Source organism: Aeromonas sp. S18(2024) (assembly GCF_041402525.1).
Taxonomy (GTDB): domain Bacteria; phylum Pseudomonadota; class Gammaproteobacteria; order Enterobacterales; family Aeromonadaceae; genus Aeromonas; species Aeromonas enteropelogenes.
Window position 1 is genome coordinate 87683 of the sequence record NZ_JBGLQV010000001.1, and the last position, 12539, is coordinate 100221.

General features: G+C 63.6%; 15 protein-coding genes. 4 read left to right on the forward strand and 11 right to left on the reverse strand.

Going from position 1 to position 12539, the window contains the following annotated elements:
* Positions 1 to 54 precede the first annotated feature (54 nt).
* The 6 genes from ACB034_RS00340 to ACB034_RS00365 all read right to left on the reverse strand — a co-directional run bounded on the left by ACB034_RS00340 (position 55) and on the right by ACB034_RS00365 (position 4785).
* Entirely contained in the window at positions 55 to 645 is a 591-nt protein-coding gene (locus ACB034_RS00340; RefSeq protein WP_371171784.1) for a nucleotidyltransferase family protein, read from the reverse strand.
* Positions 632 to 892, reverse strand: coding sequence for a GNAT family N-acetyltransferase (locus ACB034_RS00345; protein WP_026457815.1), 261 nt, complete (start codon positions 890 to 892; stop codon positions 632 to 634). The genes ACB034_RS00340 and ACB034_RS00345 overlap by 14 nt, the downstream gene beginning before the upstream one ends.
* A gap of 144 nt (positions 893 to 1036) precedes the next feature.
* The gene (locus tag ACB034_RS00350) at positions 1037 to 2221 is read right to left on the reverse strand and encodes an iron-containing alcohol dehydrogenase (protein WP_342010782.1); all 1185 of its coding nucleotides are present in this window, start codon (positions 2219 to 2221) and stop codon (positions 1037 to 1039) included.
* Between the two features lie 17 nt (positions 2222 to 2238).
* Positions 2239 to 2757: a hypothetical protein gene (locus tag ACB034_RS00355; RefSeq protein WP_371171785.1), complete on the reverse strand. Its 519-nt coding sequence runs from the start codon at positions 2755 to 2757 to the stop codon at positions 2239 to 2241.
* On the reverse strand, positions 2738 to 3328 hold the full coding sequence (locus ACB034_RS00360) for a TetR/AcrR family transcriptional regulator (RefSeq protein ID WP_042028531.1): 591 nt from the start codon (positions 3326 to 3328) through the stop codon (positions 2738 to 2740). Before ACB034_RS00360 ends, ACB034_RS00355 begins: the two co-directional genes overlap by 20 nt.
* A gap of 14 nt (positions 3329 to 3342) precedes the next feature.
* On the reverse strand, positions 3343 to 4785 hold the full coding sequence (locus ACB034_RS00365) for a coniferyl aldehyde dehydrogenase (RefSeq protein WP_371171786.1): 1443 nt from the start codon (positions 4783 to 4785) through the stop codon (positions 3343 to 3345).
* A gap of 212 nt (positions 4786 to 4997) precedes the next feature.
* Here ACB034_RS00365 and ACB034_RS00370 point away from each other — a divergent pair, with 212 nt between their 5' ends.
* On the forward strand, positions 4998 to 5291 hold the full coding sequence (locus ACB034_RS00370; RefSeq protein ID WP_026457877.1) for a hypothetical protein: 294 nt from the start codon (positions 4998 to 5000) through the stop codon (positions 5289 to 5291).
* Positions 5292 to 5510: 219 nt separating this feature from the next.
* A complete protein-coding gene (locus ACB034_RS00375) occupies positions 5511 to 6485 on the forward strand; it encodes a nucleoside hydrolase (RefSeq protein ID WP_342010849.1) in 975 nt (324 codons plus the stop codon).
* A 38-nt stretch (positions 6486 to 6523) separates the two neighbouring features.
* On the opposite strand, the gene fliB is transcribed toward ACB034_RS00375, so the two are convergent.
* Positions 6524 to 7714, reverse strand: a complete 1191-nt coding sequence (fliB, locus tag ACB034_RS00380; protein ID WP_371171787.1) for a flagellin lysine-N-methylase — start codon at positions 7712 to 7714, stop codon at positions 6524 to 6526.
* A 170-nt stretch (positions 7715 to 7884) separates the two neighbouring features.
* On the opposite strand from fliB, the gene ACB034_RS00385 reads away from it, so the two are divergent.
* Together ACB034_RS00385 and ACB034_RS00390 are read left to right on the forward strand one after the other, a co-directional pair.
* On the forward strand, positions 7885 to 8220 hold the full coding sequence (locus ACB034_RS00385) for a DUF3634 family protein (protein ID WP_026457869.1): 336 nt from the start codon (positions 7885 to 7887) through the stop codon (positions 8218 to 8220).
* Positions 8221 to 8365: 145 nt separating this feature from the next.
* Positions 8366 to 8734, forward strand: a complete 369-nt coding sequence (locus tag ACB034_RS00390) for a DUF805 domain-containing protein (RefSeq protein WP_201981346.1) — start codon at positions 8366 to 8368, stop codon at positions 8732 to 8734.
* A gap of 62 nt (positions 8735 to 8796) precedes the next feature.
* Here the strand turns inward: ACB034_RS00390 and tauD are convergent, their stop codons facing one another.
* From tauD to tauA, 4 genes are read right to left on the reverse strand one after another with little or no spacing between them, the layout of a single operon-like run.
* Positions 8797 to 9648 carry a taurine dioxygenase gene (tauD, locus tag ACB034_RS00395; protein WP_371171788.1) on the reverse strand — a complete coding sequence of 284 codons (852 nt, stop codon included), beginning with the start codon at positions 9646 to 9648 and terminating at the stop codon, positions 8797 to 8799.
* On the reverse strand, positions 9645 to 10484 hold the full coding sequence (gene tauC / locus ACB034_RS00400) for a taurine ABC transporter permease TauC (protein WP_216992636.1): 840 nt from the start codon (positions 10482 to 10484) through the stop codon (positions 9645 to 9647). Before tauC ends, tauD begins: the two co-directional genes overlap by 4 nt.
* Positions 10481 to 11248, reverse strand: coding sequence for a taurine ABC transporter ATP-binding subunit (tauB, locus tag ACB034_RS00405; protein WP_371171789.1), 768 nt, complete (start codon positions 11246 to 11248; stop codon positions 10481 to 10483). The genes tauC and tauB overlap by 4 nt, the downstream gene beginning before the upstream one ends.
* A gap of 23 nt (positions 11249 to 11271) precedes the next feature.
* The gene (tauA, locus tag ACB034_RS00410; protein ID WP_371171790.1) at positions 11272 to 12246 is read right to left on the reverse strand and encodes a taurine ABC transporter substrate-binding protein; all 975 of its coding nucleotides are present in this window, start codon (positions 12244 to 12246) and stop codon (positions 11272 to 11274) included.
* Positions 12247 to 12539 lie beyond the last annotated feature (293 nt).

Below are 12539 nucleotides of genomic sequence, written 5' to 3' on the forward strand. Positions count from 1 at the left end.
TAACTTGGAGCTTTTTCATAGTCTGCCCAAGGTTATCGAAAGATTGCAATCCGGTTATGGCCAGTTGATCACAAGGTCAGGCCAGATGGTTTGCCAGCGTTTTTCCTGAATGCGCCGGGTGAAGACCTGGCTCTCCTGGGGGCAGTGGGGGTTGGCGCTCACTTGCAGCGACCAGTTGTGGGCAAAGCCGTAGGGGGCCAGCCACTCGAACTGACCATTCCCGTTCAGGCGCACACCGATGCAGGTGGGCACCTCGGCCCAGTGGCCGAGGGCCTCCAGGCTGCTGGTGAAGGGCTCGACCCGTTGGCGTGTGTGCATGCGGGTCTGGTTGCGCGCTTCCCAGCGAAGGCCCGGCACCCTTGCACTCAGCCAGGCCTCGTGATCCGGCTCGGCCAGCCCCGCCGGATCGCGTTCGTCCAGATAGATGAGATCGATGTCGTTCAGCGGGGTCGGTGCCGACTTGTGGTGCAGGTGATCCCAGATGAGGTTGCGGATAAAGCCGGCGCCGATAGCCCAGTCGGGCAGTGCCAGCTCGGCGGCGGCCGCCAGGCAGGCCATGCGAAGGGGATCTGCCCGCAGCAGGGCTTCGGTACGGGTTTGCAGGTGGAGTTCGTTGACAGACGGTGAAAGCTCAACTGTTGGCATGGCGGCGTAACCAGACATCGATGTAACTGCAGGTGGGCACTATAGTGAGCCCCTGTGCCTGGGTCCAGTCATAGAAAGCCTGAGCCAGCTGATCGGCGATCCCCTGCACCCGCAGCTCCGGCGGGACGAAAGTGCTGTAGGCATCGATGGTCTTGGCATCGAGGCGGCGGTAGCGCAGCCGTGACTCCTTGCCGTCTACCACACAGATGAACTGCTGCTGGTTGGCCTGATGAATGATCTCGTTCATGGTGTCACCTCTGATGCTAAAGGGCTGCCTGGACAGGATAAGGGTTAGCCAAGGTATAGAACAGATCATCGTGGCCCGTGGCCAATATCCTGCAGAACACCTGCCGGGGAGCGCGGCACCCGCGCTCCCCGATGTGCGCTTTCGTTACGCCCAGGCCCGCTCCAGCAGGGTGAGCAATTGCTCACGATCGGCATCCTTGCGATTGAACAGCATGGCACCGTCGTTGATGGCCAGGTCGCGGATCTCGGTCAGCAGCGAGCGATCGCTTACTCCTGCCTCATTCAGGGTGCGAGGCAGCTTGACCTCCTGCCACAGGGTATCGCGCAGGGCGCGAATGGCCGCGATGGTTGCCTCGGCCCGCTGGTGGGCGGGGGTGGCGGCAAAGCGCTCCGCCCCCACCAGCGGCAGCAGCAAACGGGCCAGCTCGCCATCCACCTCGGGGCGGTTGTAGTCGAGTACGGTGGGCAGAAAGAGGTTCATGCACAGGCCATGGGGCAGATGGCAGCGTGCCCCCAGGCTGTGGCCGAGGGCATGGACCAGCCCCACCATGGAGTTGGAAAATGCCATGCCCGCCAGGGTCGACCCTTCCGCCAGCTGCAGCCGCAGCTGGCGGTTTTGCGGATCCTTGACGATGAGTGGCAGGGCGCCGGCAATCTTTTCCACCGCCATCAGGGCGAGGGCATCGCTGACCGGATTCTTGGCGGTGCCGATAAAGGCCTCGATGGCGTGGGTCATGGCATCCATGGCGGTGGCGGCGGTGATGTTGAGGGGCAGCCCCTGGGTGAGGCGCGGATCGAGCACCGCCAGCTGCGGCAACAGGAAGGGGGAGGTGAAGGGGATCTTGCGCCCGCTCGCCTCATCCTTGATCACTGCCACCAGTGTCACTTCGGAGCCGGTCCCCGCCGTGGTGGGCACCACCGCCAGCGGCTTGAGGGGGCGGGTGAGGCAGCCTGCCCCCGCGTAGTCGAGCAGATGCTCTCCCCCAAGGCTTGCGAGGATGTTGACCGCCTTGGCGGTGTCGATGACCGAGCCGCCCCCCAGCGCCACCAGGCTGTCACAGCCAAGCTCTGCGTAGCGTTTGGCGATCCGTTCTACCACGGCGGTGGAGGAGTCGGCCGGGATCTCGTCCCAGATGGCGGCGACCGGCAGTTCCCCCTCGGCCAACACATTAGCCAGCAGGGTGGCAAGGCCGGTGCCATTGACCCCCTTGTCGGTCAGCAGCAGGGGGCGGTGCGCCCCCAGGCTCGCCAGCTCGCTGGCCAGCTGCTCCAGCGCCTGTTCGCCGGCCATCAGCTTGACCGGGCAGAAGAAATCGTAATAGCGGCTCATTGAGTGGCTCCTTGTTCTCAGCCGGTCACCAGACCCAGATAGATGTTGCAGGCCCGGCCGAGCTTGTTGGCCGGGGCCGGATAGTGGCGCAGCAATGGCAGCGCGATGAAGGCGGGCAGGATCAGGGACTGCAACTGCTCAAGCCCCCGCACCAGGTGCATGGCACAGGTGAGGTCCCCCTCCACCAGCAGCCGGTTTTCACTGAACGCCTGATTGACCCCGAGCCGGAAACTCAAGGCGCGAAACGCGATATTGGGGTGCTTGAAGCGCACCCGCAGCGGGTGGATGCAGGCGTGAGGGGCCGGCGGCGGGCCAGCCAGCCAGCGACCGCCCTGCTTGTGGATCTGCATGGCATAGGGGAGGCCACCCACCTCAAGGCGAATGGCCAGCCCGTCCGGCAGGGGGGCGAGCTCGCGGCGCACCGCCTCATCGATGCGGGCGGCGCGGCAGAGGGTGCGCCCCACCACCCACAAGAGGAGGGTGATCCAGAGGTGGCGGCCCCGGTTGGCCAGGGATTCAAGGGTTGGATGTGTCATCGAGGTTGGCTCCTGAGATGGCGGACCAGAACAGGGCGAAGGCACTGGCTTGCCAGTGGGCATCCTGCCCGAGCTCGGGTTGATCGACGAACAGGGAGGCGCAGGCCAGAAACTGCCCCTGGCACACCTCCAGCATCAGGGGGGCGGGGGCCTGCATCAGCTCGCCGCTCGCCTGACCCTGGGCCAGCAGGGCTGGCAGAAAACGCAGGGCATCGTTCAGCACCTTGCTGCGGGTCTCTCTGGCCAGCATGGGGGAGTGAAAGAAGCCCAGTACGAACTTGAGTTCATTGGGGTGCGCCAGCATCCACGCCATGGCCAGCTGCCAGTAGTGGCGGGTCTGCTCGCGCAGGGAGAGAGCGGGATCGGCCTCGCAGATGGCGGCCCCCATGCGCTGCTTGACGTCCTGATAGAGCTGCAGGATCAACGCCTCCTTGCTCGGGAAATGGTGGAACAGGGTGCCGTTGGCCACCCCGGCCGCCTTGGCGATGCGGGCGGTGGCGGCTCCCTGCAGGCCATCCTCGGCGCACAGGGCCAGGGCGGCGTCCAGGATTTGGCGACGCTTGTCGGTCATGGCGAACTCCTCGATCAGCGCAGGAAGAAGGCCAGCATCAGCTTCTGGATCCAGCCCTTGTAGGGCGGGTGGATCAAAGAGCCGGTGGTGAACTTGCCGCGGGTCAGCACGGTTTTCGCCTTGGAGAAGGTGAGGAATCCCTCGTGACCGTGGTAGTGGCCCATGCCGGAGGCGCCGATGCCACCAAACGGCACATCGTCGGCCGCCACCTGGAACAGGCTCTCGTTGATGGCCATGCCGCCGGAGTGGCTCTCCCGGGTCACTTTGGCCTGCAGTTCGGGATCGAAGCTCATCAGGTAGAGCGCGAGCGGGCGGGGCCGCTCGGCCACGTAGGCGAGGGCTTCCTCCAGGGTGTCGTAGGGGATGAGCGGCAGCAGGGGGCCGAAGATCTCCTGCTGCATCACCTGACAGCGCTCCGGCACCTCGGTCAGCAGATGGGGGGCCAGCAGGCGTCGGCTGTCATCCCGTGCCGGCGAGGCGCAGGGGTGCAGCTGGGCGCCCGCCTGATTGGCTTCCTCCAGCCAGCCAACCAGGCGCTGGTACTGGCGATCGTTGATGATGGCGCCGTAATCCGGGCTGGCCAGCCCCTTGGGATAGAGCCTGGCGAAGCGGGCGCGATAGGCGGCGATGAAGTTGTCCACCTCGGCGCGGGGCAGCAGCACATAGTCGGGGGCGACGCAGATCTGCCCGGCATTGAGGCTCTTGCCGAAGATCATCCGCTCCACCGCGGTGGCCACCGGCATGTCGGGGGCGATCAGGCAGGGGCTCTTGCCGCCCAGCTCCAGGGTGAGAGGGGTGAGCTGGGGCGCGGCGGCGGCCATCACCAGCTTGCCCACCTGGGTGGAGCCGGTAAACAGCAGGTGATCGAAGGGCAGAGAGCTGAAGGCGGCCGCCATCTGGGCATCCCCTTCGATGATCAACAGCTCATTTTCGTCGAACACGCTGGTGAGCAGGCTGCGCAGTACGGCATTGGTGTGGGGGGTGAACTCGGAGAGCTTGAGCATGGCACGGTTGCCGGCGGCGATGGCGGTGATGAGAGGGCCGAGGCTCAGCATCACCGGGAAATTCCACGGCACTATGATGCCGACCACCCCGAGGGGCTGGAAGTGCACCTCCACCCTGGCGGGGGCCAGCAGCAGGCCCGCGTGGCGGCGGTGGGGCTGCATCCAGCGTTTGAGGCGCTTTTGGGTGTAGTTGATCTGCATGATGCAGGGCAGTACGTCGGCGATCAGGCTGTCGTAGTGACTGCGCTGGCCGTAATCCTCTGCCAGCGCCTTGCTCAGGGGCTGTTTGTGCGCCAGCAAGGCCTGTTTCAGTTTGCCCAATTGCGCCTTGCGCTCGGCCAGGGTAGACATGGGATGGGCCATATAGGCCTGTTTAAGCCGGGCCAGCTGATCCGGCAGGGAGAGTTTGATGGCCTGGGTATCCTCAGGATGGTGAAACGGTGCCGCGCCCATGATCTTCTCCGTATAAAAAACAACCGACTGATTGGTCGGTCTAAATCTAGCGATTTGTTGCGCAGATGTAAAGCTGGCATGCTGAGGCCTCGCCACTGTGGGCTGGAGGCAAGAGAGAACTGTGTTACACCCCACACTTTTGCGGTTTGTTGATTGGTGGCTTATCTAATAAGGGGTAGTTTTCAACTATTCATCTACACGGAGAGAGCATTATGACCAGGGAACTGAACAGCTTGTTGGCCCGGCTTGAAGATGTGGTCGAGCGGATGCCGGACTGTTTCAACACCTATGAATTTGCCCAGAAGCTGGCGCTGCAATATCAGCCGGAATATTTTGCCGCCGGCCACTCCCTGGCCGAACACGAGGGCAAGGTGCTGCGGGTACTGCACCAGAAGATTGCCGAGGCGCTGGCGGTCAGTGATGTGGTGATAGAGGGAGCCCTGCTGCCCTGCGTCACCCCCTGGGGGGAGAAGGCCACCTCTCCGCGCTGGCATCGCAAGCACTAAGCCATAGAGGGTCTGTGCTCGCGGCTTGTCCCGACGCGTGGCAGATGCGGATAATGCAAAGAAAAGGGGCGCGGCGCCGGCAAGGTGCCGTGCCCCTTGCATCTTCATCGCCAGGCCCGGTTGTGACGGGTTCTGTGATCCCCTGCCGGGATTGGTTGCGGCGGGCTGGGTAGACTCTCCCCTTTGTCGCTGTAGGGAGGCCCCATGACTGACAACACCCTGACTCACAAGATTATTCTCGATACCGATCCGGGCATCGACGATGCCATGGCTATCCTGTTTGCCGAGGCGCACCCCGCCATCGACCTGCTCGCCATCACCACCGTCTTTGGCAACGCCACCATCGACAACGGTACTCGCAACGCCCTCTGGCTCAAGCAAAAATATGGCATGAAGGCGGATGTGGCCAGGGGCGCGGCGGGACCGCTTCGGCGCGAACCGGTCGGCCCCACGACCGTGGTGCACGGCCCGAGCGGCTTTGGCGATCTGGAAGCGGGGGAGGTCACTATAGCCCCGGATCCCCGTCCGGCCTGGCAATATATCGTCGAGGCGGTGAAGGCGGCGCCCGGCGAGATCACGGTCGTGACCATAGGGCCGCTCACCAATCTGGCGCTGGCGCTGCAGCATGCCCCCGAGATCACCAGGCTGGTGAAGCAGGTGGTGGTGATGGGGGGCGCCTTTGGCGTCAACGGTCATCGCGGCAATGTGACCCCCTATGCCGAGGCCAACATCCACGACGATCCCGATGCTGCCGACCAGGTCTTTACTGCGAACTGGCCCCTGGTGATCATCGGGCTGGACGTGACCCAGCAGAGCTTTTTCAGCAGCGCCTATCTCGATGCCCTGCGCGACGAGGCGGGGGAGCCGGGCCGCTTCCTGTGGGAGGTGAGCCGCTTTTATCTCAGGTTTTACTCCGATCGCATCGGCCTGGATGGTTGCCATGTGCACGACCCCTCCGCCATCGCCTATGTGATAGAGCCGACCCTGTTCACCCTGCGCGAGGGGCCGGTGCGGGTCATCACCCATGGCCCCGCCATCGGCCATACCCTGCAAAAGTTCGATGGCAAATCCCATCCCCATGATGAGTGGGCAACTTGCCCTGCCCAGCGGGTCGGGGTGGCGGTGCGGGACGAAGCGCTGCTCGCCCTCTATCGCGAAACCCTGGTGGCCTGGGGCGCCGGGCGCGGCGCATAACCCCTGGTGTGGCGGGCCACTCACCCGCCACACTCTCTTCACATGGCGCTATCCGGCGCCACCGCGGTTTGCAGCAGCGCGTAGAGGGCGACGTCGTTGTGCTCGCCCCCCTCGCTCAGCACCCTGGCGATGGCTGCTTCATAGTCGCCATTGTGCTGGCGCAGGCTGTGGTAGCTGTAGAAGAGATCCACGATATCCTGCTCGCTCAGCTTGTTCTCCATGGCCAGCAGGCAGAGGTAGCTGCGCAGCAGAAAGTAGTCGGCGATCAGCAGCTGATAGCACTGCTGCGGGGTGCGCTCCGGGTGGTAGGGAAAATTGTGGTGATAGACGTAATAGACCAGATAGTTGTGCAGGATATGGGGGCGAGCCGCCAGAAACGGGGCGACCTGATGGTGCCAGACTTCGTGTAGCTGAGCCAGCTGCCCGGTATTGAAGTCCCCGCTCAGCAGCCGCTGGATCTGCTCCAGACATCGCTGCATGGTGGCCAGTCCCCGTCCGGCTCTCGCCTTGGCATTCACCACCTGCAGGCAGGTCAGGTGATGCAGGGCTGACCACTGTACCTGGCTGATGAAGGGAAGCTGGGCAAAGGCGGCTGAGAGCTGACCGGCTGCCACCAACTGCCCAATCTGGGCCAGAAAGGCGTCATGGGAGAGGGGGGCGGGATCCCGGTGGATCAGCAGGCCAATGACCCAGAGTTTCTCCTCCACACTCATCCCGCTAGCCAGCAGCACGTCGAGAATATGGCTGTGCAACTGCTCGGTCAGGGGCGGCAGGATCTGCTCCTTGTAATAACCCTTGAAGGGGGTGACCTCCATCACCATGGCGGCGGGGTCGAGCAGTACCTGGCGGCACGCCTCTGGGCAGGAGAGGGCCAGACTCAGCTTGTGATGGCTGCCCAGCCGGTTCGAGACCCTGGGGTAGCTCTGGCAGGTGAGGCTCAGATCCTGCGCCCCGGCCCGCTTGTGGATCTGGCACAGCCCCTCGCTCAGGAAGGGGCAGTGCCCGGTGTCGTCAAGGTCGATGCTGGCCCACTCCTCGTTCGAGCGTCTGATCTGGGTCAGAGAACCCGCGGCGATGTGCTGGATCAGCGGATCCGGGTGTGCGAGGTAGTGACGGTAAGTCTTCTTGTCGATGTTGATGTGCCAGCCATGGCAGCAATTGTCTTCACACTGATCGCCAATACATTGAAATTGAGCATAAAACCTGGGGGTGAACTGGTGCGCAGTCATGAGGTCTCCGTCAAAGATTGGTCGTTTTATTAAAAGGTCTACCCGCAAGCAAGATGGGTGCCTGTTTGCCAATTGGAAAACGTCGACCCCCGGGGTGTGAGCCCGGCCCCATAAAAGGCACTCTCTTGGTGGTTATACTGCCAGATATCAAGACGTTGGGAGGGAACGACATGGCCTGGTTATCCTTGGGAGTGGCACTTGCTCTTATCTGGTGGCTGATGAAGTTGGGGCGTGGCGCCCTGTTCGAGATCCGGCTGCAACCTGGCAAGGTGGTGGTCAAGGAGGGCAAGGTGCCTCCCGCTTTTCTTGAGCAGATCAAGCAGATACTGCGTCACGAGACGGTGCGTGGACGGATCCTCGGCCAGCTTGATGGCGACAGGGTGAGGCTGGTGTTTTCCCGCTCCATTCCCGAGCCGGTCGCCCAGCGTTTTCGCAATGTCTTCCCCTATGGCGATTACCATCAGCCCGTGGCGCGGCGGCCCGGCCCCCAGGCGCGCAAGAGATAGCGGCCCCAAAGAGTATTGCCAGAGCGCTCAGCCTGATCTGATAGACAGGCAGGCGTTGCGGCGGGTCTTTTTGCTCGCACCCCGCCAGTGAACTCGTTAAGCTCTGACCCTATGCATTCTGTTTTCACTTGAGCCTGGAGGCGCAATGAACTGGTATCTTGCCGTACTCAAAAAATATGCCGTATTCAGCGGGCGGGCCCACCGCACCGAATACTGGATGTTCGTGCTGTTCAACCTGCTGGCCGTGCTGCTGATGAAGACGCTGGACAAGGTGCTGGGCAGCAACGAACTGCTCAGCGGCATCTACTCCCTGGCCGTATTGCTGCCGGCCCTGGCGGTGGCGGCCCGCCGCCTGCACGACACTGACCGTACCGGCTGGTGGTTGCTTATCGGCCTCATTCCCGTGGTGGGCACCCTGGTGCTGATCTACTTCCTGGTCTGTCAGGGGAATAGCGGCCCCAACCGCTTCGGGGACGATCCCAAGGCGCCTGCGCCCCAGGGGTTTATCAGCTAGGGAATGTAGCCATTAGTCATGAGATGAGGGAGGCCGATGCCTCCCTCTTTCGTTGGCGGACGTCAAGAGGCGCGCCAGAAAGGCTTGTCACCGAGCACGGTCGCCCTGTGCATGATGCGCCGGGCCGGCAGATAGTCGGCGTTGGCGTAATGCTGGGTGACCCGGTTGTCCCAGATAGCGATGTCGTTCTCCCGCCAGCGCCAGCGCACCTGATACTCAGGCCTGGCGATATGGCGAAACAGGAAGGCGAGCAGCGCCTCGCTCTCTTGCGTCGGCAAGTTTGGCAGGCGGGTGGTGAAGCCCTCGTTGACGAACAGCGCCTGCCGGCCGCTCAAGGGGTGGGTGCGGACCACAGGGTGGCGCAGCAGTGGGTGACGGGCCGCCGCCTCCTGCCAGCGCCGGTATTCTGCCGGGCTGGCGTTATGGCGATGGGCCGGAAACGATTTGGTGAAGTCGTGCTCGGCCTCCAGCCCTGCCAACAGTTGTTGCAACTGGGGGGAGAGCCCCTCGAAGGCGGCGATGCCGCTGGCCCACAGGGTATCGCCCCCCACCGGCGGCAGCTGCTTGGCGGCCAGAATGGCCAGTGCTGGCGGCGTCTCGATGAAAGTGACGTCGGTGTGCCAGTTGTCATTGTCCGGCGGATTGTCGTGGTGGGTGTCGAGCACGATGATCTCCTCGGCCTCCGGCGCGTGGGGGTACACGGGGTGAATGTGCAGATCGCCGAAGCGGTGGGCTAGCGCCCGCTGTGATAGCGGGGTGATGGGCTGCTCTCGAAAGAACAGCACCTGATGGGTCAGCAGGGCTTGCTGGATAAGTTCGAACAGCTGCCCGCTCAGGGGCTTGGCCAGGGTGAGACCGCTTATTTCGGCACCGATATGGGGGCCGAGGGGGGTGATGCGCAGGGAATTGCTCATAGTCCTTCTCCATGCCACGGCGTCAGGCGACGCTGCAGCGCACGTAAACCAAGTTCCAGAATGAAGGCGATCAGGGCGATCACCAGAATGCCCGCCAGCACCACGTCGGTGGCGAGAAACTCGCCGGCGGATTGCACCATGAAGCCCACGCCGCGGGTGGCGGCGATGAGCTCGGCCGCCACCAGAGTGGACCAGCCGACCCCGAGCCCGATGCGCAGCCCGGTGAGGATCTCCGGCAGGGCACCGGGCACTGTGACGTGCAACAGTACCTGCCAGCGGTTGGCACCCAGCGCCCGGGCGGCCCGCGCTCGCACCTGTTTGGCGCCCTGTACTCCCGCCAGGGTCGCCATGGCGATCGGCGCGAAGATGGCCAGATAGATAAGCAGCACCTTGGCGGTTTCGCCGATGCCAAACCAGATCACCATGAGCGGCAGGTAGGCGAGCGGTGGCACCGGTCGGTAGAGCTCGATCAGCGGGTCGAGCATGGCGCGCAGGGTGGGGTTGAGCCCCATGGCCATGCCCACCGTCACGCCGCACAGGGTGGCGGCCACGAGGGCGATGAGGATGCGCTGCAGACTGGCGGCGAGGTGTTGCCAGAGGGTGGCATCCATGAAGCCCTGCGGCCCTGCGATGGTGAGCAGCTGCTGCAGCACCTGGCCCGGGGGCGGCAGAAACAGCGGGCTGATCCAGCCAAGGCGCGCTACCAGCCACCAGAGGGTCAGCAGGGCGCCGAGGGTAAGCAGGCTCACCCCAAGCCGGCGTGGCAGCGGCCAGCGAAGTCTGCGGCGCAGGGCATGGCGGGCCGGGTTCAGGGAACGGGAGAGGGCAAGGCTCATGCAAACACCTCCCGCTCGGCGAAGACCCGGCCGAGCACGTACTCGCGCCGCTCGATAAAGGCGGGATCCGACTTGATGCTGCGGCAGGGCTCGCCGGCGGCGAAGCGGCGGCCAAAATCCAGGGTCAGCCGCTCCATCACCCGCCCCGGTGAGGGGGAGAGCAGCACCAGTTCGGTGGCCATGAACACCGTCTCCTCGATGTCGTGGGTGATGAGCAGCACCTGGCGGCGCTGCTCGTGCCACAGGCGCAGCAACAGGGTCTGCATCTGCTCGCGGGTAAAGGCATCGAGGGCGCCGAAGGGCTCGTCGAGCAGCAGCAGTTGCGGTTGGTTGGCCAGCGCCCGGGCGATGCCGACCCGCTGGCGCTGGCCGCCGGAGAGCTGCCAGATGAATGCGTGACTGGCCTCTTCCAGCCCCACCTTGCGCAGCATGGCCAGCGCCCTGGCCTCGCGCTCGCGGCGTGGCACGCCGGCCAGTTGCAGCCCGAAGGCCACGTTGTCCAGCACGTTGCGCCAGGGCAGCAGCCCCTCGTGCTGAAAGACCACCCCTCGCTCGGCGCCGGGGCCGGTCACCGGTTTACCGTGCAGAGTTATTTTCCCCTGCTGATGGGGCTGAAATCCGGCGATGAGATTGAGCAGGGTGGTCTTGCCGCAGCCGGAGGGGCCAAGCACCACCATCAGCTCCCCCGCATCCAGGGTCAGGTTGATGTTGTCGAGGACTCTGCGCCCGTCATAGTCGGCGCACAGGTGAGTGAGCTGCAACATGGCTACCTCCTTGTGATGCAGGGTCAGTGGGGTTGTGCCTTGACGAAACGGTCGGTCACGTAATCGCGATAGTCGCTGCCGGCGCTTCGCACCTTGCCCTGCTCCTGGAGAAAGCGGGCGGTGTCGATGATGGTCTGGTTTACCAGCTTGCTCAGCTCTGCACTCTGCTGGCTGGCGCTCAGGTAGGTGTTGCCGCGAACCAGGTCGGGCACGTCCGCCTCGGGCACGCCGCTCAAGGCTGAAAGTTTGGCGAGGTTGTCCGGCTTTGCCAGCCAGTCGTCGGGGTTGGCCAGGTAGTCGCGCTGGGCCGCCAGGGTGCTGTCGACGAAGGCCTGCACCAGCTCGGGATGGGCCTTGGCAAACTCTTTTCGCACCACCCACACATCCAGGGTGGGGGCCCCCCACCTGCCCACCTGAGCCGAGTCGGTCAGCACCTTGCCCTCCTTGTTCAGCTCGTTGAGGGCCGGTGCCCAGACATAGGCACCATCGATGTCGCCCCGCTGCCAAGCGGCGATGATGGCCGGCGGCTGCAGGTTGATGATCTGCAGGCTGGCCGGATCCACTCCCCAATGCCTGAGCGCCGCCAGCAGACTGTAGTGGGTGGTGGAGGTAAAGGGGACGGCGATGCGCTTGCCGGCCAGGGCGGCGGGGGAGGGAAGATCCTGTTTGACCACCAGCGCCTCCGAGCTGCCGAGCTGGGAGGCGAGCAGAAACACCTCGATGGGCACGTTTTGGCTTGCCGCCACCGCCAGCGGGCTGGAGCCTATGTTGCCGATCTGCACGTCGCCGGAGGCGAGCGCCCGTACCACACTGGCGCCGCTGTCGAACTTGAGCCATTTCACCGTGGCGCCGCTGGCGCGGGCGAAGGTGCCGTCGGCCTGGGCCACCTTGGCGGGTTCGGCGGAAGTTTGGTAGGCCACTGTTACCTCGATGGCGTTGGCCTGCAGGCTGATGATGGCGAGGGCCGCCAGCCAGAGAGAATATCCTTTCCTTGTCATGATGCTATTCCGTTATCAGGAGAGTGGAACAGCTGTTTTCCCATTTATCTGACTGACAATGAAAGAACAAAAATATTGTTAGGGTGAGCAATGGTTCTTAGAAAAAGAACGGTAATTCAATGTGTTTATTTATATATCTCAATCATCGAAGTCGATATTTATCAAGCGGGAAATAGCGTCTGAATATATTTCCCGGCGTGAGATAGAACGTCCGATAAATTGAGGAATGGCCACTTCTCTTTATCAGACAAGAGATGGTTCAATGAGCGATAGCGGCAAAAAGAGAGCCCTTT

Excerpts from the sequence above, each read along its gene's own strand:
- ACB034_RS00370 (WP_026457877.1), top strand. The coding sequence starts at position 4,998 with ATGACCAGGGAACTGAACAGCTTGTTGGCCCGGCTTGAAGATGTGGTC.
- tauC (WP_216992636.1), bottom strand. The coding sequence starts at position 10,484 with ATGAGCCTTGCCCTCTCCCGTTCCCTGAACCCGGCCCGCCATGCCCTG.
- tauA (WP_371171790.1), bottom strand. The coding sequence starts at position 12,246 with ATGACAAGGAAAGGATATTCTCTCTGGCTGGCGGCCCTCGCCATCATC.
- fliB (WP_371171787.1), bottom strand. The coding sequence starts at position 7,714 with ATGACTGCGCACCAGTTCACCCCCAGGTTTTATGCTCAATTTCAATGT.
- ACB034_RS00360 (WP_042028531.1), bottom strand. The coding sequence starts at position 3,328 with ATGACCGACAAGCGTCGCCAAATCCTGGACGCCGCCCTGGCCCTGTGC.
- ACB034_RS00355 (WP_371171785.1), bottom strand. The coding sequence starts at position 2,757 with ATGACACATCCAACCCTTGAATCCCTGGCCAACCGGGGCCGCCACCTC.
- ACB034_RS00385 (WP_026457869.1), top strand. The coding sequence starts at position 7,885 with ATGGCCTGGTTATCCTTGGGAGTGGCACTTGCTCTTATCTGGTGGCTG.
- ACB034_RS00350 (WP_342010782.1), bottom strand. The coding sequence starts at position 2,221 with ATGAGCCGCTATTACGATTTCTTCTGCCCGGTCAAGCTGATGGCCGGC.
- ACB034_RS00345 (WP_026457815.1), bottom strand. The coding sequence starts at position 892 with ATGAACGAGATCATTCATCAGGCCAACCAGCAGCAGTTCATCTGTGTG.
- ACB034_RS00365 (WP_371171786.1), bottom strand. The coding sequence starts at position 4,785 with ATGGGCGCGGCACCGTTTCACCATCCTGAGGATACCCAGGCCATCAAA.
- ACB034_RS00390 (WP_201981346.1), top strand. The coding sequence starts at position 8,366 with ATGAACTGGTATCTTGCCGTACTCAAAAAATATGCCGTATTCAGCGGG.
- ACB034_RS00340 (WP_371171784.1), bottom strand. The coding sequence starts at position 645 with ATGCCAACAGTTGAGCTTTCACCGTCTGTCAACGAACTCCACCTGCAA.
- tauB (WP_371171789.1), bottom strand. The coding sequence starts at position 11,248 with ATGTTGCAGCTCACTCACCTGTGCGCCGACTATGACGGGCGCAGAGTC.
- tauD (WP_371171788.1), bottom strand. The coding sequence starts at position 9,648 with ATGAGCAATTCCCTGCGCATCACCCCCCTCGGCCCCCATATCGGTGCC.